Source organism: Glaciecola sp. XM2, assembly GCF_018595715.1.
Lineage (GTDB): Bacteria > Pseudomonadota > Gammaproteobacteria > Enterobacterales > Alteromonadaceae > Glaciecola.
On sequence record NZ_JAHEOJ010000020.1, the window covers coordinates 871965 to 891966 of the forward strand.

Sequence of the window (20002 nt, forward strand, 5' to 3'; positions counted from 1 at the left end):
TTGTGAGAAATTTACTGCTCATAGGTTTTGCTGACTATATCAAGATTTAATCAGTCCGTTTTTTGACATGATTTCTTTAATCTCATCTACGCTAGCAGGGTCGTCTATGGTGGAGGGTACCGTAAACTCCTGATTATCTGCAATCTGTCTGAGCAGTTTGCGTAAAATCTTCCCTGAGCGAGTTTTCGGCAAGCGAGGCACAACGATAGTTTGACGCAAGCACGCCACCGCGCCAATCTCTTTTCTTACCATGCCAACTAACTGCGTTTGTAAATCTTGTTCGGTTATCACTGAACCGTCTTTAAGCAGCGCAAGCCCAATGGGTACTTGTCCTTTTAAGCTATCGTGAACACCAATTACACTGCACTCAGCTACATCGGCGTGAGCGGCGAGGACCTCTTCCATTTCTCCGGTGGAGAGTCGATGTCCGGCCACGTTGATCACATCATCGGTGCGTCCCATAACAAACAAGTATCCATCTTCATCGATGTATCCACCATCACCAGAGCTATAATAACCTGGGAACTCTTTAAGATAACCTTCTTCAAATCTATCAAAGTCACCCCATACGGTGGCTAGGCAACTTGGTGGTAAGGGGAGTTTGATGGCAATGGCGCCTTGCACGTTAGGACCAACAGGTTCGCCGTTACCGTCTAAGATTTGCACGTTAAAGCCTGGTACAGGTTTGGTAGAGGAGCCAGCTTTTACTGGCAGTGTTTCAATGCCCGTGAGGTTAGCTGCTATCGCCCAACCAGTTTCAGTTTGCCACCAGTGGTCAATTACCGGCTTGCCGGTTTTTTCTGTCGTCCATTCATAGGTGGGAGGGTCAAGGCGCTCACCAGCCATAAAGATGGTGCGCAAACAGTCTAGGTTGTAGTTAGCAACCAATTCGGCCTCTGGGTCTTCTTTGCGTATTGCTCTAAAGGCTGTGGGCGCGGCGAATATCGCATTGACATTATATTCTTCAATCACTCGCCAGAACGCACCCGCGTCAGGTGTGCGCACAGGCTTGCCCTCATAAACTACGGTTGTGCAACCGTGCAGTAAAGGCGCATATACAATGTAAGAGTGACCAACCACCCAACCCACGTCAGACGCTGCCCAAAATACGTCGCCTGGCGCCATGTTATACACTGCGCTCATTGAGTACTTTAAGGCGACGGCATGCGAAGCGTTGTCTCTTACCACGCCTTTTGGCTTGCCTGTAGTGCCAGAGGTATAGAGTATGTAAAGTGGGTCACAGCCCCTGACCGATACGCAATCTACGGAAGGTGCGCTTTGCATGGCTTCTTGCCAATCAATATCTCGTTCATCTAGCATATTTGCTGGGCACTGTTCGCGTTGCAGCAATATGACTTTATCTACCTTATGAGAAGCCATCACGATGGCCTCATCCACCATGGGCTTATATTCGATAACGCGACTCACTTCAATGCCACAAGATGCGGTTACCAATACGCTCGGCGTGGCATCATCAATGCGCACTGCGAGCTCGTGGGCAGAAAAGCCGCCAAATACAACCGAATGAATTGCGCCTAAACGGGCGACGGCTAACATGGCAATAACTGCTTCGGTAATCATTGGCATGTAAATAACTACGCGGTCGCCTTTCTGGACCCCTTGCGCTTGCAGCACGCCAGCAAAACGCGAGACTTGGTCAAGGAGCTCAAAATATGTGAGCTGTCGTTTTGTGTTGGTAACAGGAGAATCAAAAATCAGTGCAGTTTGCTCGCCTCGACCAGCTTTTACATGCGCATCTAATGCCATATAGCAGGTATTCATTTTTGCATCAGCAAACCATCTTTTTATGCCGTTCTCGTCTTCACAGAGCACATTAGTAGGTGCTTCAAACCATGCAAGTTCTTTTGCTTTTTCTCCCCAGAAAGCTTCTGGTTGCTCAATTGAGCGGTTGTATTCAGATTGATATGACATTATTGCGCACCTTTTGTTTAACTGTCTGTTAACATTAGTGCATTTGAAGGGGTGAGCGTTATTATACTTCTGGCGTAAATGGGTTGTTTTTATTGATTAACATCAAGTTAATCTCTTGTTTGCCAGACGTTCTTTATCCCTGATACTTTTAAACGCGAGATCAATATGTCCACACAAATACTTTTACCGCCAATACTGCAAATCGGGGCAGATGCCAGTCGTAAAATTGTTGAGGTACTGCAATCGTTTCATTGCCAGCACCCCATGATAGTGACCGATAGCATGATGGTGAAATTGGGATATGTAAAAGTGCTAGTGGACGATCTGAAGCAAAGTGGTATTCGCGCAACTATTTATGAAGATACTGTGCCAGAGCCGACAATTGCATCTTTACTTGATGGCGTCTCCCTAGCGAAGAATGAAAATGTAGACTGCCTTATTGCGATTGGCGGTGGGAGCCCAATTGACAGTGCAAAAGCGATTGGGATACTGGCGAAGTATGGCGGCAAAATGCAAGACTACCGTTTTCCTCGTATCGTTAACGAGCCGTCCATGCCAATTATTGCTATTCCAACGACCGCCGGCACTGGCTCTGAAATGACAAAATTTACCATCATTACCAACGAGCAAACCGACGAAAAAATGTTATGTGTAGGAAGTGGGTTCATGCCGGCTGCAGCCTTGGTAGATTACAAACTGACCTTGTCGCTTCCCCCTCGCACCACTGCCGATACTGGTGTTGACGCCATGACTCATGCTATTGAGGCCTATGTAAGTCGCAAAGCGAACCCTTATAGTGATACACAAGCCTTAGCTGCACTGCGTTTGATTGCGCCTAATTTGCTAACGGTATATCGCAACGGCGCTAACGAGAAAGCACGTGAGGCGATGATGTTAGGTTCAATGTTAGCAGGCTGTGCGTTTTCAAATGCCTCAGTTGCATTGGTACATGGTATGAGTCGGCCCATTGGTGCGTTTTTTCATGTACCCCATGGCCTCTCGAACGCGATGCTTTTGCCTCAGGTAACCGCATTTTCTATCGAAAGCGCACCGGCGCGTTATGCCCAATGCGCTCGAGCAATGCAGGTTGCTAAGATGAATGACAACGATACGGTATCCAACCAAAAGTTGCTTTCGTTTTTAAGCGAGCTAAATGTACAACTTGAGGTGCCCTCGCCAAAAGATTATGGTATCGATAAAGCCCGTTATTTTGAGGTGGCGCCTATCATGGCTCAACAGGCGCTTGATTCGGGATCACCAAGCAATAATCCCGTCACTCCAAGCATTGAGGAGATGGTCGCCATCTATCATCAGGTTTGGAACTAGCGTGGCGTTAGCGCAACTAGAGTAGATACATTTAGTTAAAATAATGATAACGTCTTGACGCTTTGTTCGTTCGATGTGGAGAACATACAAGTAGCGGCAATAAACAATAATAAAATCTGAAAAACAGGAAGTGACATCATGAAAAAGACCTCACGGCTTTTAGGCTTATGCTTGCCGTTTTTGTTAGGAAGTTCGTATGCGTTTGCAAACACGACAAAAATGCTTGAACAACCCGACCTCTCCGATACCCATATCACCTTCATTTATGCTCAAGACCTCTGGCTAGCTGACCGCGATGGCAAGCAACCTAAGCGCTTGGTCAGTGATAATGAGGTGCAAATGCGCCCGCACTTCTCTCCAGACGGACAGCATATTGCATTTACCGCTAATTATGGCGGCAACAACGATGTATATGTCATTTCGGTCGATGGCGGCACAGCGAAGCGTCTGACCTATCATCCTGGCAGCGATATGGTTGAGGGATGGTCTAACGATGGTGAGCGTGTGGTGTTTACCAGTATGCGTGAGGTAAACCATAATCGCTCTCCACAAATGTTTGAAATCAGCGTTGAAGGTGGCCATGCTAGCAAAATCATGGAAGCTCGCGCTGTTGACCCAGTATGGGCCGCTGACGGTGAAACCGTCGCATATCGTCCGTTTCATAAGGCGCATCGCGGTGCAAGCGGTTGGCGTCAGCACAGAGGTGGTACGTCACCACCAGTGTGGATTTACAACACCAAAACCCACGAAACTAGTGAAGTACCCAAAACCAATAGCAATGACTTTGAGCCTATGTGGGTAGGTGATGATGTATATTTCTTATCTGATCGTGATGGCTCCGTTGCTATTCATCAGTACGGTACGTCAGGCGACGTTAATTTTGTGCTCGATACCAAGCCTTGGGATATTCTAAGCGCTAACGCCCACGGCGGCGAAATCATCTTTGAAGCCGGTGGCGAAATCTTGATGCACGACACACGCACCAAGCAGACACAAACCTTACCGATTAGCATCGCGCCTGACTTACCTCAGCGAAGAGTGGCATGGAAAGACGTTTCTCGTAATGTTCAATTTGTATCACTTTCTCCTACCGGCAAGAGAGCAGCCGTTACCGCAAGAGGGGAGGTGTTTACCGTGCCTCTTAAAGATGGCACGACTCGCAACGTGTCGCAAAGCGATGGCGTGAGAGAAATGACAGCGATATGGTCGGCAGACGGCAGTAAGCTTGCTTATTTGTCTGACGCATCTGGCGCATACCGTTTGGTGCTAAGCGATCAGTTTGGTAATGAACAAGACCAGACCTTTGCTTTGACAGACGTACAAACCAATTATTTTGATCTTGTCACATTTGCAGACAATGATACAAAAGTGGTGTATCGCGACAGCCATTTAAATCTGAAGTATTTTGATTTAGATAAAGAGCGCTCTTACATCATCGGCACCGATCCTATGCGTAAAGGTTTTGTAGAAGGTTCACAACAAATATCGGTTTCACCTGATGGTAAATGGATAGCTTATTCGCTGCTAGGCCCAAGTAATAACCAAGTATTGTATCTTTATAACTTTGATTCTCAGAAAGCCACCGCTATTACCGATGGTATGAGCGATGCCGGACAACCTGCGTTTTCAGTAGATGGTGAATATTTATACTTCTCAGCCTCTACTAACCGCGGCCCATCGGTTGCCTCTATCGATATGTCTCAGCAAGACAGGCCTTATCGGACGGCACTATACGCTGCAGTTTTATCGTCAGAAGGAAAATCTCCGTTATTACCCAAGTCTGATGAAGAGGTTTTAACCGACGCCGCTGCAAAAGAGGATGACGAGACAGAATCTGAAGAAAGCACCAGAATCGACCTTGATGGGATAATGCAGCGAATTGTCGCCTTACCGGTCGCGGAGAAAAACTACTCTAGCTTGCGCGCTGGTCATGACGGCGCACTCTATTTCATTGAAAATCCCCAGCCAGGTTCAGGCTTTGCGCCTTCTGGGCAAATTGCTGATAAGAGCACTTTAATGCGTTTTGATATGGAAGAGAAAAAAGCAAGTCAAATTGCCGATGACGTAACTGCATTTGTGATAAGTCACGATGCAAAAACCATGTTATTTGCTTCAAGTAATGGGCAATATCAAACCGCAGAAGTAGGGGCGAAGCTTGAGCCTAAACCTCTGAATACCTCTGAAATGAAATTGCGCATCGATCCAGCAAAAGAGTGGGCGCAAATCTTTGAAGATACATGGCGCATGCAAGTCGACTACTTCTATGCTGAAAACATGCACGGACTTGATATGCAAGAGGTGTATAAACAGTACAGACCATTGCTTGATCATGTTGGTACGCGCGGCGATCTAAACAAGTTAATTGTGGAAATGATTGCTGAACTGCAAGTAGGACACAATCGTGCCTATGGCGGTGATATGTATCAGCCAGAGCGAGTCAACGTGGGATTGCTTGGCGCGGATATATCATTTGAAGACAGTGCGTTTCGCCTCGCTAAAATATATACGGGTGAAAATTGGAACCCCTTCCTAGATGCCCCGTTAGGTATACCCGGTGTGGATATCAATGAAGGTGATTATATCTTAGCGGTAAACGGCAAACGCTTTGCTGAAAACGATAACTTTTTTGCGGCGTTTGAAAATACAGCGGGCAAACAAGTCACGTTACTTGTAAGCGATAACCCGCGCGGTAGAAATGCAAAAGAAGTGACCGTTGTGCCTACCAATTCCGAATTTCAAGCGCGCTTGTGGTCATGGATTGAAGGAAACCGCAAATATGTCGATGAACAAAGCGATGGCCAAGTAGGTTATGTGTATGTGCCCAATACTGCAGACGCCGGCTTTACGTTTTTTAACCGCATGTTCTTCTCGCAGCTAGACAAAAAAGCCGTCATTATTGACGAACGTTCAAATGGCGGCGGTCAAATTGCGAATTACATTACCGATGTATTATCAAGCACTTACCTAGCAGGCTTTAAAGACAGAGACGGCAAAGTCTACGGTTCTCCCGTGGGTGCGCTTGATGGGCCAAAAGTGATGCTAATTGACCAAGATGCGGGCTCTGGCGGCGACTTTTTGCCTTATGCGTTTAAGCATGAGGGAATTGGTAAACTTATTGGTACGCGCACGTGGGGCGGGTTAATAGGTATTTCGCATAACCCTTCATTTATAGATGGAGGCCAAATGAGCGTGCCGTTTATTCGAATCTTTGATGCTAATAATGAGTGGCTTGCCGAAAATACGGGTATTGCCCCTGATATTGAAGTGAAACTGATGCCAGGTGATGTCAACAAAGGCAAAGATGCCCAGCTTGACCGCGGTATCGCGCATATGTTGGAAGAATTAGAAACGTTTACGCCAGTTCGCCCAACGCAATCACCTAAAATCCCTACTGAGTTAGGGCTATAGCATTAAGCCATAATCGTTAGGGCACTTTGCTCTAACGAGGCCCGTTATTAAGTGAAAATGCAGACATTAAAAAACCCGGCAATGCCGGGTTTTTTTTAAACTGCTTGCTTATGCTGCGAAGTTGCTTGATGCAAATTCCCAGTTAGCGAGTGCCCAAAAACCTTCTAGGTAGTTAGGACGCACGTTACGATAATCGATGTAATATGCATGTTCCCACAAGTCTACTGTTAGTAGCGGCGTGAGGTCGTCAGTAATTGGTGTACCAGCATTACTTGTATTAACAATATCAAGCGAACCGTCAGCGGTCTTTACTAACCATGTCCAGCTCGAGCCAAAGTTGTTCACTGCTTTGTCGTTAAATGCTGATTTGAACTCTGCAAAAGAGCCCCACTTTGCATTGATTGCGTCTGCTAAAGCGCCAGTTGGCTCACCGCCACCATTTGGGCTTAGGCTGTGCCAATAAAAAGTGTGATTCCAGATTTGAGCGGCATTGTTGAAAACGCCACCGTCACTGTTTTTCACAATTTCTTCAAGTGACTTTTCAGCAAAATCAGTGCCTTCAATTAAACCATTAAGCTTAGTCACGTAAGTTGCGTGGTGCTTGCCATAATGAAACTCAAGGGTTTCAGCCGAAATATGTGGTTCTAGGGCATTTTTTTCATAAGGTAGTGCGGGTAATTCAAAAGCCATTTGTGCTCTCCATTTTTATCAATGAGGGTATTAAGTTGTGAATAAGGTAAGGGCGAAGCTGAGGATTTAAACCTCTTTATCAGAAAATCTTTTAATATTATGTCTCTTAATTCGTATTTCCGACCAAAGAAGATCACACTTATTTTTGATGTAAATAAATGCATTGGCAATGCTTGATATTAAAGTGGCTAGCCCATACTCTATACGCATTGAACTACTAGGTGTAAGAAGCATGGAAACAATCGATAAAATCAAAGAACAAATCAGTGAAAACCCGATTTTACTGTACATGAAGGGTAGCCCCAAATTACCTAACTGCGGATTTTCCGCACAAGCAACGCAAGCGTTGATGTCATGTGGTGAGCAGTTTGCTTATGTGGATATCCTACAAAACCCAGACATCCGTGCTGAGTTGCCAAAATATGCCGACTGGCCAACTTTTCCTCAACTGTGGGTGAAGGGCGAGCTAATTGGTGGCTGTGACATTATTATGGAGATGTTCCAGCAAGGTGAGTTGCAAACCTTGATTAAGGAAGCGGCGGGTAATACTGGCGAAGCTTAATGTTGAGCAACAAAAAAGGCGGACTGTGTAATGCAGTCCGCCTTTTTTATATGTTTAATATGTTCACCCGACGTCTTTGAATAAAGACTCGTCAACAATGGTTTGGTCGATAATCGATGCAGCCATGTCAATACAGCTGCCACATTGAGAGCCAACGCCCAAACGTCTTTTAAGCTCGCGCATGTTACCAATGCCGTGCTCTGTAACGGCTTGCGTAATTTGCTTATCGGTAATACCGTGGCATAAACAAACAAACATAGTTGACCTCATTCAATCTCATTGCAAATGATAATAATTGCTATTTAGATTAAACGCAACATTAATTTGTATTATTTTTGATCAGTATCAATTTCATCGTTACTTGGTGCAGGGAGAGGCCAGCCACCGAGCGCTTGGTATCGGTTAACCATCCAACAAAATAGTTCTGCGGTCTTTTGTGTGTCGTATAATGCGCTATGTGCTTCAGATTGCTTAAACTCAATTTGCGCCGCTTCGCATGCTTTTACTAATACAGTCTGCCCAAGGCATAATGCCGCTAGGGTAGTGGTATCAAAAGACACAAAGGGATGAAATGGCGTGCGCTTGATGTTATGTCGAGCCAATGCTGCATTAACAAAGCTCTGGTCAAATGTGGCGTTGTGCGCAACAATAACGCTGCGCTGACAATCGGCTTCCTTTTGCGCCTTTCTTACATGCTTGCATAACTCTTTAAACACCGACGCCTCATCAATGGCGCCTCTTAGCGCACAAAAAGGGTCAATACCGTTAAACTCAATGGCCGCTTTTTCGATATTAGCACCTTCAAACGGGGCTACGTGCTCATGAAAAATAGTCTGCGGCTCCATCAAACCGTCAGCATTGATACGCAAAGTCACCGCTGCAATTTCCAATATTGCGTCTGTTTGCGCATTAAACCCAGCGGTCTCAACATCAATAACAACGGGAAAATAACCGCGGAATCGCTCCGCTAGACTGGTGCCAATGTGGCTCATAATAACCTTGATAACAATTTCTTTGTCATAGTATGCCCAAGAACGACCTGCAGGGCTAAACCTTTTGCTGAAAAAGTCGATAAAACCAGTAACAATAATTGGAGATTTCCATGATTAAATTCCTTGTTGGTTTGAGTCTGTTAAGCATCACTACACTAGGCTTTGCAAATATGCGTCATTACCAAGTAGACGTAAACGCTTCTCAGTGGTCGCTTACTCAACAAACTCGCCTAAAATGCGAACTTAGTCATGGTATTCCCGGCTACGGAACCGCCTCATTTATCACTGAAGCGTCCAAACAGTTGAACATGGAATTTAATTTGGACATGTTACGTTTGCCTAATCGTTATGATTTGGCGACCGTATATTCTGTGCCTCCGCGTTGGATGCCTGGTGTGGCAAAACGCGAAATTGCACGTATGGATTTGCGTAAACAGTACGATGGCGACCTGCCATCTGCATCAGCGTGGCAAATGCTAACAGAGCTTGAGAAAGGCTTTTGGCCAACGATTTATTATCAAGACTGGAATAACAGCAACGATAGCGTGGCTGTTTCTCTTAATGCCAGTGCGTTTCAAGAAGAGTACTACGCTTTTAGTCGCTGCATTTCAAATCTTCTCCCATATAGCTTTGAAGATATTGCCTATACTGTCCTGGCATATAAGAAAAATAGTACCGAGCTGACCAACTATGCTAAACGTCGCCTTGAGATGATTGGTGAATACTTAAAAGAAGACTTAGAGTTAGAATTGGTGCTGCTTGATGGTTATACCGATAGCTACGGCGGTTCTTATATGAATGAGCAGTTATCTGTTCGACGTGCAAATGAAATACGAGACTTCTTTACCTCTCTTGGTGTCGATACCAGTCGTATTGAAGTAACAGGCCATGGTGAAAAGCGTCACACATCGCCAAACGATACCCGCTTAGATCGCGCGAAGAACCGCAGAGTAGTGGTGCGTTTAGCGAAGAATCAAGCATAGCTTAAATTCATTAATGCGATGCCTGGTCAAACATAAACGGCAGTACCTGGTCGGTAAATAGGCCATGCATACCGCTTTGTTTAATGATTTCAAAAGCCTCGTGTGGGGCCGTTGTTTGTTCAATAACGTCACTTCTAAACGTGTAACCGTGCACTTTTAAGCCCGCAGCTTTTGCGTCCCTTACCAGCTGGGTGACCTCACTAGTGGATAAGTCAACTACATGGGGTAGCCAGGGGCCAATGCCATTTGCATAGCTTGATACTAAGCTTAAACCTTCGGGTGTACGCATTTTGTCATAATCAACGTTGGCAGTGCTCCATTCATTTTGCGCAATCAGCTGTATCAGTTTTACCTTTGATTTAAATTCAAAGCGAAGGCGTTTGAGTGCCGCTGGATCAAAGCTTTGAACATAAAGATTCGCGCCTTCATGATTAAGACCATGGTGCTCTAATTGCTCAACCAACAATGCGGTAATATCTATTCCTTGGTCTGCATGCCACTGCGGCGATTTTAATTCAGGATACCATCCTACCTGCTTCCCAAAAGCCTGATTGAGTTGCTGTATTAGCTCTATGTGTTCTGAAAGCGTGGCAATGCTAAAGCGTGCATTACCCTGATAGCGCTCTGGGAAAACCAGCTGTTTTTCAGCGTTTTCGCGCTCATGAACCCTCAGCGACCGCAATTCTTCAAGTGTGAAGTCGATAGCATAGTAGCGTCCGTCTTCTCTAGATCGCTCAGGAAAAACGGTTTCAACATCGGTCACGTTTTCAAGGTAGATGTCATGCAAGACCACTAACTGCTTATCTTTGGTGGCAACAAGGTCTTGCTCAATAAAATGCGCGCCCTGCATGAAACTTAATACGACACCCTCTTTTGTATGCTCGGGCAAAAAGCCTGATGCGCCACGGTGCGCGATGATAGTGATTGCGTCGTTTGTGTTAGTAGCGGCTGAGGCAGATGTAAATATGCTCAGCCATAAAATGATAAGGGTGAGCAATATCGAAAAAACAGCGTTGCTGCGCATATATGAATCCCTGAATAGAACTGGAACTAATCTTCTATCTGTGACGCAGATAATAAGGGTTCCACATGTCGCATTTATGACAGGGGCTAACTAATATCGAATATCCCATCGAGTAATTTTTTGTGCACCGCGCTTTCAATCTTGTCGCTGTCATATCACTCGTCATTTAACTTTGGCTGCGAGGGGAGTTTTCCAGCTTGCTAATGTCAACGAGTCAGAATTGCTCACGCCAGTGTAAAAAGCGGTCATCACCACGATATGCACCAAAGGTAACAATGGCGCTGGGGTTATCATCAAACACACCATCATTATTCCAATCGTATTTTAACCAATCATAACTATCATAGGTGGCTTGCATCTCACCTTGATTACCTGAGCCTGGTGCCTGATAGAAGATATCTCCAGACTGTCCTGATACAAAATTTCCGCTACTGCCTAGCACCGATGTGAAGCTTGGATCTAAGGAAATATTACTTAAAGATATGTCACTGGCATCATAGGAGGTGCAGCTATTATCAAGGGAGGTGATAAAACGATTACCGTTGAAGTGCTCAAGGCGCATCAGTTGGGGTATATTGGACGTCTCAGGTCCAAAACTATTTTCTAAAACCAAGCGGCCAAAGCGAACGCTTACGCCTGTTGGCATTGCATTTACCGTGCTAATGGCACTTACATTATCAGCGTCGGTGATTGAGGCAACGGCAAAATTTAAGCTAGAGGTAAATGGGGCGACTTTGGCATTGGCGCTGCGTTGATACAAAAAGTGGTCACTATTTGAAAGTTGATAGTGCACAACGCCACGAGGCAGCGCCACGATATTGGGTAACGCAGTCAAATCGTTCTGGCTCACCGTGCCGGTGTTTATGATGGCCGATACCGGCAAGCGAGTTCCATCAATACCAGAGGTGGCGCTATCTTGGGTGGGTGGGGTGATGCTGATGTTGGTATTACTTAGACGCATGAAATCGTTGGCGCTATTTGGCACGTCTTCATGGTAGTTTTGCGTGATTTGTCCTTGCTTGTTAAAAGCGGTGATGGCAAGCGTTGGCGCGGTTAAATAGGATATCGCGCCTATGCTGGTATTAGATTCTAAAGTTTGACCTGTGTATACAGTGAATTGCGACTGAGCGGTGCATTGAGCCGTCAATACGCCTTGGTCTGCCACCGTCTGCGTGAAGTGATGTGGCGTAAAGCGTCCGATATTAATGGCAGACGCTGGCACAATGATACTCCCGTTACCATAACTGCGGTCTTGCGCATCTAAACTAATAAGGCCTACTTCTGAATAAAATGCGCCACCATAAGCAGAAACGCCTGATGAAAATGGGCTTAGCGAAACATCCTGAAATAGCCCGCTAAGTGAAGCGCTCATACTCGCAGAAGGCGCATAGTGCAATTGTCCATCCACGCTACCAGCGCTAGTGGGAGCGGTTCTTTGGACTGCAAATTGGAGTTGGCCCGGTGTGTAGTTAGGTGTTGTGACTCCCGCTGAATTAAGCGCAGTTACGCTAAGATCAAAGGCTTCACCCGCCGCATATACCCGCAACGAAGTGGCATCTGCGCCATTCAAAGCGTTTCCGGTGGCGCTTGCTTCTAGGTGCAATTGTGCGGGGCGTACCCAAAATGGTTGGCTGGCGCCTGTAACAGATATCGAGCCATCGTCGTATTCTGCGCGCAAGCGAATTTGCCCCGCATCCTCATAACGAGGAAGAGCAATGGTAGCGATGCTATTGGCTGAAAAGTTTAGTGTGGTTGCCGTGCCAGCGGGGTACTTTGCAATGTTACTGCCGTTTACTGAAAAGTTCAGTCCGCCTGTGCCGCCAGGATTCACGTTTTCTTGACTTAAACGAACGCTTTGATTGCCGTTAAATAGGCCTACACATACGCCGTTATTATTCTCAACGGCTTGGAGTTGGATGGAATCAGAAAACACATCCCCTGCAATTTGTGTGGGAATATTACTGAGATTAGCGCTTGAATATAAAAACCTAAAGCCAGCATCTGTAAATACCATGCTGCAGGAGTTACTTGTACCATTGTCACAAACAAATGGCTCGGAGGCCAATACGGTTTCGTTAGCCACCGATATGCTAACAGTTTCTGGCACCGTATAGGTGATATCGACGTTCGTGCTGCCGGTAAAGGTTGCGGTGTTATTGACGGCACCGTTAATTAAGATATCAAGGGTAACCTGTTGCTCGCTAACGTTTGAGCAATCGTCGTTACTGCAGGCTAGTACTGTGATGGATTCACTTTCACAGGTGAGGCCTTGTCCGTCATGGCGTATTTCGTAGTGGTGGACAACGGGCACTTCGATGCAAGGGCGTCGCTCCCTCATAATCGAGCGTACCTGAGAAGCGTTTAGTTCTCCTTCGTATATTCTTACTTCGTCAATCAAGCCATAAAAGTCGTAGCCGGAGTTAATTGACCAACCACCGATTCGCATTTGCGAGTCAACAAAGGCCCGCGCATTGTTGGGAGTGGCGCGCAGTTGACTTAAAGATTGTTCAACCCCGTTGATAAACATTTTATTGCTCGCAACATCACCGTTTGTGAATTCTACGGCAATATGATGCCAAGTGTTGGCCAGTCCGGTGCTTGGAATTCCATACAGATCACCGCTGCCGCTATTAAACCCAATTTGTCCGTCAAACATCCATATATCGTGGATGTTCCAACCAATGGGCATGACGTTATCGGTGCCATCCCAGTTCATCCAAAACGTTACGGTCGTCTTTACTCCGGTGGTAGTGGTGTCTAGCGGTAAGCCCGGCACCTGAATCGAACCAGCTGATTGACTGACATACGCACAGGTACCAGGATTGCCCATAAGCGCCGGAGTTTGCGTTTCTTGTAGGCTGTTGCGCACTACACTGCCATGATAATTATTGCCTGAGCTGTCGATAACTTCATTAGGTGAGCCATCCCATAAGCTCTCTTCAAAACGAAACTCTGCGATAAGCGGCGGTAGCGGGCATTCTAATACCTTAACACTGCCGCTAAGCGCGCCATCGCTTAATATTTCATAATCTGTGGGAGGGCGACTAGTGCGAATGCCGCTGGAGATGCTTACCTCTAAAAAATCGCCACCGGAGCGTTCAAAGAAGATAGTCTCTATTTCAAAGGTGGTGTCTTGGGTGAGGGTAAATGACCCACCCGTGTTTGCATTAGCGGTAGGTAACTCAAAGCGAAGTTCGTTACTTTGCCCCGCGCTAGAACCGCCAAATTTATTAAAAGTGACGTTGTCGCCTTCAATCGTGTTGAGCTCCAAGCTAAAGCCGTCGTCACTTTCTACATACATAGTGTAGTCGCCCGCGCTCAGCTCAATGGTAGCCGTTGCATGCACTAAAAACTGTGACTGACTTTGATTACCTACTACACCAAAGCCGGGGTAGGGAAGGGTGCCTGAAAACGTCCTTTCATTGCCGCCAAAGTCAATGCGGTCAGCCGTACTCAGACCGCTTTGCACAATGTTATAGGTGTTGTTATCTATCAGGCCTGTTTCTGGGGAGCCTGCAGCTAACCAAGCTTGATAAATGGATTGCGCTTCGGTGGTTGTATTGACTTGCGTATCGCTTCCTCCTGGACCGATTTGCAACGCAACAGCATTAAATGTGCCGCCAGACTGACAAAGCTGAGTTGCCGTAATTTTGGTGGTGAAGAAATTTAAGTTGTCGCTATTGTTGTCAGAAGACCAAATCCATTGCGCACTGCCATTCACTAGCGGGCGATTGCCCCATGGAGACACACCGTTTTGGCCATACGATGAGGCGCCCACATAGTTGTTCCAACCGCTCGTGCTAACCTGCCAGTCAGTCGGGTTGGTGCTCAGCGTGTTGAGACCGTTTGCAAATGTATGCTCACTTCCTGTTAGGTCAAACTCACCAAGAAATCCAGCTACGCCACCGACATCCGTTGCGCGAATATGTAGATAATAATCTACGCCGGGTTGCAGAGTAGTGTTAAACGTTTCGGTGGTTGGCCAGTTATTACCTGACGCAAGCAGTACGCCCTGCACACTATCATCAGTAGATAGGTAGGCTTCAAAGGTATTATCAACATTCAAGTTGCCCTTGAGCTCGGTTGCCCAAGTATTAAAATGTGATAAAAACAGCAGGCATAAAACTATTATGCGAATTAGCATGGAGGTAACATTGTTCTCTTATTAGTCAATATGGCGTAATTAAAGCAAAGTTAATGCATAATTTAAGCAAAATTTGCGCCAGTATTAGCTTAAGCTCATCTAGTTTTGACTTGAGAAATATTCCCTTAGGTAATTAAGCGGCGCCCTGAGTTTTTTTGAATAAGCTGTACCTGAGGGGAATACGCCGTGTATATTTACGCCATTAAAAGTATAGTCATCAAGCGCGGTTGCTAAGCTGCCATTTTGTATTTTTGGCCCACCTTGTCATGCCATTTGCACTTGTGCACCAACCCATTCAGTTAGAAGTTGTCCTTCAGGAGTCAATTTTAGGAGTAGAAGAATTGAAGCGATTTACTGCGCTGTTGTGGCCGTCACAGGATTTTGACGGCTGCAATTGACCCATGTCAATGCATAAAGCACGGTAATTGTTGATAATATGTTAAAACATTTACAACGGGACCTAAGCGATGAGTGACAGCAAAGAAAAACTAATTGTTTTACAAAATGAATTAAGTAACCGTATAGCGAAAATTGACGCAGATTTACATAGTCGCAAAACCAGCCCGAAATTTTCTGATCAGGCGGTCGACCGACGAAATGATGATGTACTGTTAAATTTGAAAGATGAGGCCCAAGAAGAGTTGGTGCTAGTAGACAAGGCGTTACTAAAATTGGAGCGCGGTCTATACGGTAAGTGCGAAAAATGTCACGAAGTCATTCGTGAAGAGCGCTTAGACGCTGTGCCGTTTGCCGCGTTTTGTTCTGAGTGTGCATCATAAATGTAACCAGTGCTTGGTGTCTAAGCGTGAGTGAAGTATGAATTTTTCATATGAATCTCATTTTTCTCAAACAGTATATTAAAATGCCGCACTAATTCTGGGTATCCACATCATTGTACTTGCTGCGTATACTCCATACGTAGTGAGTAAAGCGAGTAATGTCACTCCAATTGCTCCCACGAAAGTCGCTAGTGATGACCTGCGTCTTTCTGCCCAAAATGCTAACTCAGCAACCGCCATGGGTAGTAAATACGAGGCAAATGAAATGGCAATATCAGCAGGCCCATCGATCAATCTAGTATTGCCAAGTCCACCTGGATTAACCATGAACCAAGCCATCAAGTACAAACGAAGACTCCAAACGCCATTGATCAAAATAAATGTATGAACTGCAAAACGGCGATGCAACGAGAAGTTTCGTTTTACAGCAGTACGCAAAGCGTAATAAACGAAAATAGGGATTAGGATACCGTTTATGGTAACGCCAATTGCCCCCAGTTCACTCAAGCGACTACCCATTCCCCATGTCATATATAGGCCGCTGATAGCGCCAAAAAAACCAACCGCTAGAAATAATCTTCCGTTCCATCGATGAAACTTAGGAAATCGATTTCGAATGAAGGGCACTAATTGAAAAGTCGCACTTAGGCTAATCAGCATTACAGGAATAATATGCAATAACAGGACACCATTATTGAACACTTCACCATTTTCATATCCTCTGATCATCGAGGTAAATTGCGACTCATCAAGATCTCCTAGCAACCAGGGCATGGTGAATCGGAATAAAATATAAATCCCAAACATCCATTGTCCTGCTAGGACGGCTGCGATCAACCACTTAATTGCGCCCGAAAACCAGCTCTGTATAAAAGGCGTAAATGTATCCAACAATGTTGGATTTTTGTTGTTTTGTATTGTGGCGTCTTTCATTGTCTTAACTTCAATTGATTTGATGAGAGTCGCTATTTTCCTGTGTTAAAGATTTTAAAACTCGTCAAATTCAGAATTTGAGGATAAGAAATAAAGAAAATTAGTGAGAGAAGGGGGGAGCAAAAGCCAGTGGGGGATAGGCAGTCATATGAAAAAACGATATTATCCCAATTGAATCTAGCGCTTTTGATTGGTTAAGTATATTGGTCACTTCCGTCCACATTTTGTTATTGTTTATTTCTATTGCAAGCATTGGAGCCGCTGCTTGCTTTAAACCTCGGCGAGCTGAACACATTCTTTTCGCTATTTTAGCTTTTTCTTTGCTTTTGCTCGCAGCCAGCAATTTGCTGCCCGGCAACTTTTCCTTAGAACAACAATTGATTGCTTTGGGCACATTTGCCACATGCAATGTGTTTTGGCTTTTGACTCGCTGTTTATTTCGAAAAGGAAAACCGCTCTCGTTGGTTCATTACGCTTTTGCCGGAACCATCGCATTGCTTGTTTTGTTAAGCCGAAGTATCGATATTTTCGTCACGCTGGAATGGATTGACTATGAAACCGTTATTTGGTTAAAGCGCTCGCTAACCGAAATGCTGCGTCTGCTCTCATCAGGTGTATTAGTATTGGCCTTTTGGGAAATTATTCGTAGTTATTCATCGAGCAGCAAAAGTGTTCAAACGCAAAAGTGGGTGATCGCTAGCACTATGGTCATCGCCGTAATAAGTACCAGAGTTATCGTGCCAAGTATTCCTCTGACACCCGAAAATAGTCAATGGGTATTTGTCATAGTAAGAAGTATTGCTGCATCAGGCATGTTGATTTCTATACTATTTGTGTTGTGGCTTCAAAACCAAAACAGAGCGGCACTAGAATTAAATACGCAATCGAGAGAAGGTGATACAGATGATGAGTTGTTAGCTTCAATGCAATCACTTATGAAAGACGATAAACGATACCTGCAAGCTGAGCTTAAAATGATGGACATTGCTAATGCCCTCAGTGTGCCCGAGTATAGAATTAGCAGGATTTTAAAAGAGAGGACCGATTTCGATAACTTTAATCGCTTTGTTAACCACTTTCGCCTATCCCATGCAAAACGTTTACTCGTTGAAGAAAACAGCAAAAACTGGACGATCTTAGTGGTAAGTATGGAGTCTGGCTTTTCATCACTAGCAACCTTTAATCGTGTCTTTAAAATGCAGGAAAGTTGTACACCAAACGAGTATCGTAAAGCTGCTGTTGTGAACTGACCTAATCAGTTTTTTCCTTAAACTCACATAAATCTTCGATAATACAAGAACCACAGCGTGGTTTGCGCGCAATACAGGTGTAGCGACCGTGGAGTATTAACCAGTGGTGCACATCTACTTTAAACTCTGCTGGTACAACCTTAAGAAGCTTTTCTTCAACTTTGTCGACGTTTTTGCCCATTGCTAACTTAGTGCGGTTAGAAACTCTGAATATGTGCGTGTCTACCGCAATGGTGGGCCAGCCAAATGCAGTGTTTAATACCACGTTAGCGGTTTTGCGACCAACGCCTGGCAACGCTTCTAGCGCTTCTCTGTTTTCTGGCACTTCACTATTGTGTTTTTCGATGAGAATACGACATGTTTCAAGGACGTTTTTGGCTTTAGAGTTAAATAGGCCAATGGTCTTGATATAGTCTTTTATGCCATCTAGACCTAATGCATAGATGGCCTCAGGGGTATTGGCGACAGGGTAGAGTTTATCGGTTGCTTTGTTTACGCCTACGTCGGTTGCTTGCGCCGATAGTATGACTGCAATTAGCAGCTCAAATGGACTGGAATAGTTTAATTCTGTAGTAGGGTGGGGATTATTTTCACGAAGGCGGGACAGGATTTCGTAACGCTTTTGTTTATTCATAGGTCGGTTCCTGTCACGCGAGCGCGCTGCACGACTTTTTGCTGGCTTTGCTGCGCGCGCTTTTCAATCACATCGTCAATAATATTTTTAGCGGCGATGAGCAGCCCCATGCCTAAAAATGCGCCAGGCGGCAGTATCGCTAACAAGAAGTTCGCATCGGTCGTATACACCTCAATGCGAAGTGACGTCGCCCATTCGCCTAATAACAATTCTGCGCCGTCAAACAAGGTACCAAAACCGAGTAATTCGCGCATACCGCCTAGCACCACTAAAATCATGGTAAAGCCTAGTCCCATCGCTAAGCCATCAAATGCAGCAAAGTGCACAGGGTTTTTTGAGGCGTATGCTTCTGCTCGACCGATGATTGCGCAGTTCGTTACAATTAACGGGATAAAAATACCTAACGCTAAATACAGCTCAAAGGTAAAGGCGTGCATAATCAGCTCTACCATGGTCACAAAAGTCGCAATCACCATGACAAAAATCGGAATACGGATTTCATTTGGCACAAAATTACGTACTAACGACACCGTAATATTGGACCCCAATAACACCAGCGTCGTTGCCAAGCCAAGGCCAAGACCGTTAACAACGGTGCCGGTGACCGCAAGCAGTGGACATAACCCTAGAAGCTGAACAACTGCAGGATTGTTTTTCCAAAAGCCTTGTACGGTAAGTTCTTTATAGTGATTCATCATTGTCCTCTACAAAGTCGCTAGGTGCGCCGCAGTTACTGGCTTGTTCAAACAGTGTTTGGTTTTGTTGCTGGGCGTAAATGACCGCATTTTTTACCGCAGCTACAACCGCTCGCGGCGTAATGGTGGCGCCGGTGAACTGATCAAACTGCCCGCCGTCTTTTTTAACCTGCCAGCGCTCTTCGGTTTCTGGGGAGTATTTCACCCCTGCAAACGATAATATCCAGTCACTCACGCGCAAATCGATTTTGTCACCTAGTCCAGGGGTTTCTTTGTGAGCAATAACCCTAGCGCCTAACACGGTTTGTTGTCTATCCACGGCGACCACTAAATCGATGTTGCCGCTGTAGCCATCTGGCGCGGTGGTTTCGATGATGACACCGGTATTTTCACCTGCCTGCCTGACTCTAAAAATACGCTGCGTTTTGTTGCCAAGTAGCGGGTCTGCGGGCACAACAATGCAGTCGGTATGTAGCTCGTTGTCATGCTGCTGTTCAGGCACAAGCTCATTGAGGACTGACAGAAGCTGCTTTTCTTTAGCGGCTTCAATTTTGTCTTTAGTTGCATAAAAGGTGATGGCAATCAGCACCGTTGTGACTAGCGCAAAACCCGCCAAAATAAGGCCGTTTTTACCCGCATACTGCATCATA

At 45.4% G+C, this 20002-nt stretch carries 16 protein-coding genes; 6 read left to right on the forward strand and 10 right to left on the reverse strand.

Annotated features, from left to right (window positions below):
- Positions 1-39 precede the first annotated feature (39 nt).
- The gene (locus tag KJ365_RS08470; RefSeq protein WP_352109355.1) at positions 40-2025 is read right to left on the reverse strand and encodes a propionyl-CoA synthetase; all 1986 of its coding nucleotides are present in this window, start codon (positions 2023-2025) and stop codon (positions 40-42) included.
- A gap of 72 nt (positions 2026-2097) precedes the next feature.
- Between KJ365_RS08470 and KJ365_RS08475 the strand changes: the two genes are divergently transcribed.
- Positions 2098-3258 carry an iron-containing alcohol dehydrogenase gene (locus KJ365_RS08475; protein ID WP_214451173.1) on the forward strand — a complete coding sequence of 387 codons (1161 nt, stop codon included), beginning with the start codon at positions 2098-2100 and terminating at the stop codon, positions 3256-3258.
- Positions 3259-3396: 138 nt separating this feature from the next.
- A complete protein-coding gene (locus tag KJ365_RS08480) occupies positions 3397-6666 on the forward strand; it encodes a S41 family peptidase (RefSeq protein ID WP_214451174.1) in 3270 nt (1089 codons plus the stop codon).
- A gap of 108 nt (positions 6667-6774) precedes the next feature.
- On the opposite strand, the gene sodB is transcribed toward KJ365_RS08480, so the two are convergent.
- Complete coding sequence (gene sodB / locus KJ365_RS08485; protein WP_214451175.1) at positions 6775-7356, reverse strand: superoxide dismutase [Fe]; 582 nt, start codon at positions 7354-7356, stop codon at positions 6775-6777.
- A gap of 232 nt (positions 7357-7588) precedes the next feature.
- Here sodB and KJ365_RS08490 point away from each other — a divergent pair, with 232 nt between their 5' ends.
- Positions 7589-7918 (forward strand): Grx4 family monothiol glutaredoxin, encoded by a 330-nt coding sequence (locus KJ365_RS08490; RefSeq protein WP_214451334.1) that lies wholly within the window; start codon positions 7589-7591, stop codon positions 7916-7918.
- A 63-nt stretch (positions 7919-7981) separates the two neighbouring features.
- On the opposite strand, the gene KJ365_RS08495 is transcribed toward KJ365_RS08490, so the two are convergent.
- Together KJ365_RS08495 and rnt are read right to left on the reverse strand one after the other, a co-directional pair.
- Positions 7982-8176 (reverse strand): bacterioferritin-associated ferredoxin, encoded by a 195-nt coding sequence (locus KJ365_RS08495; protein WP_214451176.1) that lies wholly within the window; start codon positions 8174-8176, stop codon positions 7982-7984.
- A gap of 71 nt (positions 8177-8247) precedes the next feature.
- Positions 8248-8910, reverse strand: coding sequence for a ribonuclease T (rnt, locus tag KJ365_RS08500; RefSeq protein ID WP_214451177.1), 663 nt, complete (start codon positions 8908-8910; stop codon positions 8248-8250).
- 110 nt (positions 8911-9020) lie between these two features.
- Between rnt and KJ365_RS08505 the strand changes: the two genes are divergently transcribed.
- On the forward strand, positions 9021-9893 hold the full coding sequence (locus KJ365_RS08505) for a flagellar protein MotY (protein ID WP_214451178.1): 873 nt from the start codon (positions 9021-9023) through the stop codon (positions 9891-9893).
- Between the two features lie 10 nt (positions 9894-9903).
- Here the strand turns inward: KJ365_RS08505 and glpQ are convergent, their stop codons facing one another.
- Both glpQ and KJ365_RS08515 read right to left on the reverse strand, forming a co-directional pair.
- Positions 9904-10917 carry a glycerophosphodiester phosphodiesterase gene (gene glpQ / locus KJ365_RS08510; RefSeq protein WP_214451179.1) on the reverse strand — a complete coding sequence of 338 codons (1014 nt, stop codon included), beginning with the start codon at positions 10915-10917 and terminating at the stop codon, positions 9904-9906.
- A gap of 214 nt (positions 10918-11131) precedes the next feature.
- Positions 11132-14983 carry a DUF6701 domain-containing protein gene (locus KJ365_RS08515; RefSeq protein ID WP_250884077.1) on the reverse strand — a complete coding sequence of 1284 codons (3852 nt, stop codon included), beginning with the start codon at positions 14981-14983 and terminating at the stop codon, positions 11132-11134.
- A 545-nt stretch (positions 14984-15528) separates the two neighbouring features.
- Here KJ365_RS08515 and KJ365_RS08520 point away from each other — a divergent pair.
- Positions 15529-15840: a TraR/DksA family transcriptional regulator gene (locus KJ365_RS08520; RefSeq protein WP_214451181.1), complete on the forward strand. Its 312-nt coding sequence runs from the start codon at positions 15529-15531 to the stop codon at positions 15838-15840.
- Between the two features lie 78 nt (positions 15841-15918).
- On the opposite strand, the gene KJ365_RS08525 is transcribed toward KJ365_RS08520, so the two are convergent.
- Positions 15919-16773, reverse strand: a complete 855-nt coding sequence (locus KJ365_RS08525; RefSeq protein WP_214451182.1) for a DUF2306 domain-containing protein — start codon at positions 16771-16773, stop codon at positions 15919-15921.
- Between the two features lie 461 nt (positions 16774-17234).
- On the opposite strand from KJ365_RS08525, the gene KJ365_RS08530 reads away from it, so the two are divergent.
- A complete protein-coding gene (locus KJ365_RS08530; RefSeq protein ID WP_214451183.1) occupies positions 17235-18023 on the forward strand; it encodes a helix-turn-helix domain-containing protein in 789 nt (262 codons plus the stop codon).
- 1 nt (position 18024) lies between these two features.
- Here KJ365_RS08530 and nth read toward each other — a convergent pair whose 3' ends face one another.
- The 3 genes from nth to rsxG are packed head-to-tail and all read right to left on the reverse strand — an operon-like array spanning position 18025 to position 20001.
- Complete coding sequence (gene nth, locus KJ365_RS08535) at positions 18025-18657, reverse strand: endonuclease III (RefSeq protein WP_214451184.1); 633 nt, start codon at positions 18655-18657, stop codon at positions 18025-18027.
- Positions 18654-19352 (reverse strand): electron transport complex subunit E, encoded by a 699-nt coding sequence (locus KJ365_RS08540; protein WP_214451185.1) that lies wholly within the window; start codon positions 19350-19352, stop codon positions 18654-18656. Before KJ365_RS08540 ends, nth begins: the two co-directional genes overlap by 4 nt.
- Positions 19339-20001 (reverse strand): electron transport complex subunit RsxG, encoded by a 663-nt coding sequence (gene rsxG, locus KJ365_RS08545; RefSeq protein ID WP_250884078.1) that lies wholly within the window; start codon positions 19999-20001, stop codon positions 19339-19341. The genes KJ365_RS08540 and rsxG overlap by 14 nt, the downstream gene beginning before the upstream one ends.
- Between the last annotated feature and the right edge of the window lies 1 nt (position 20002).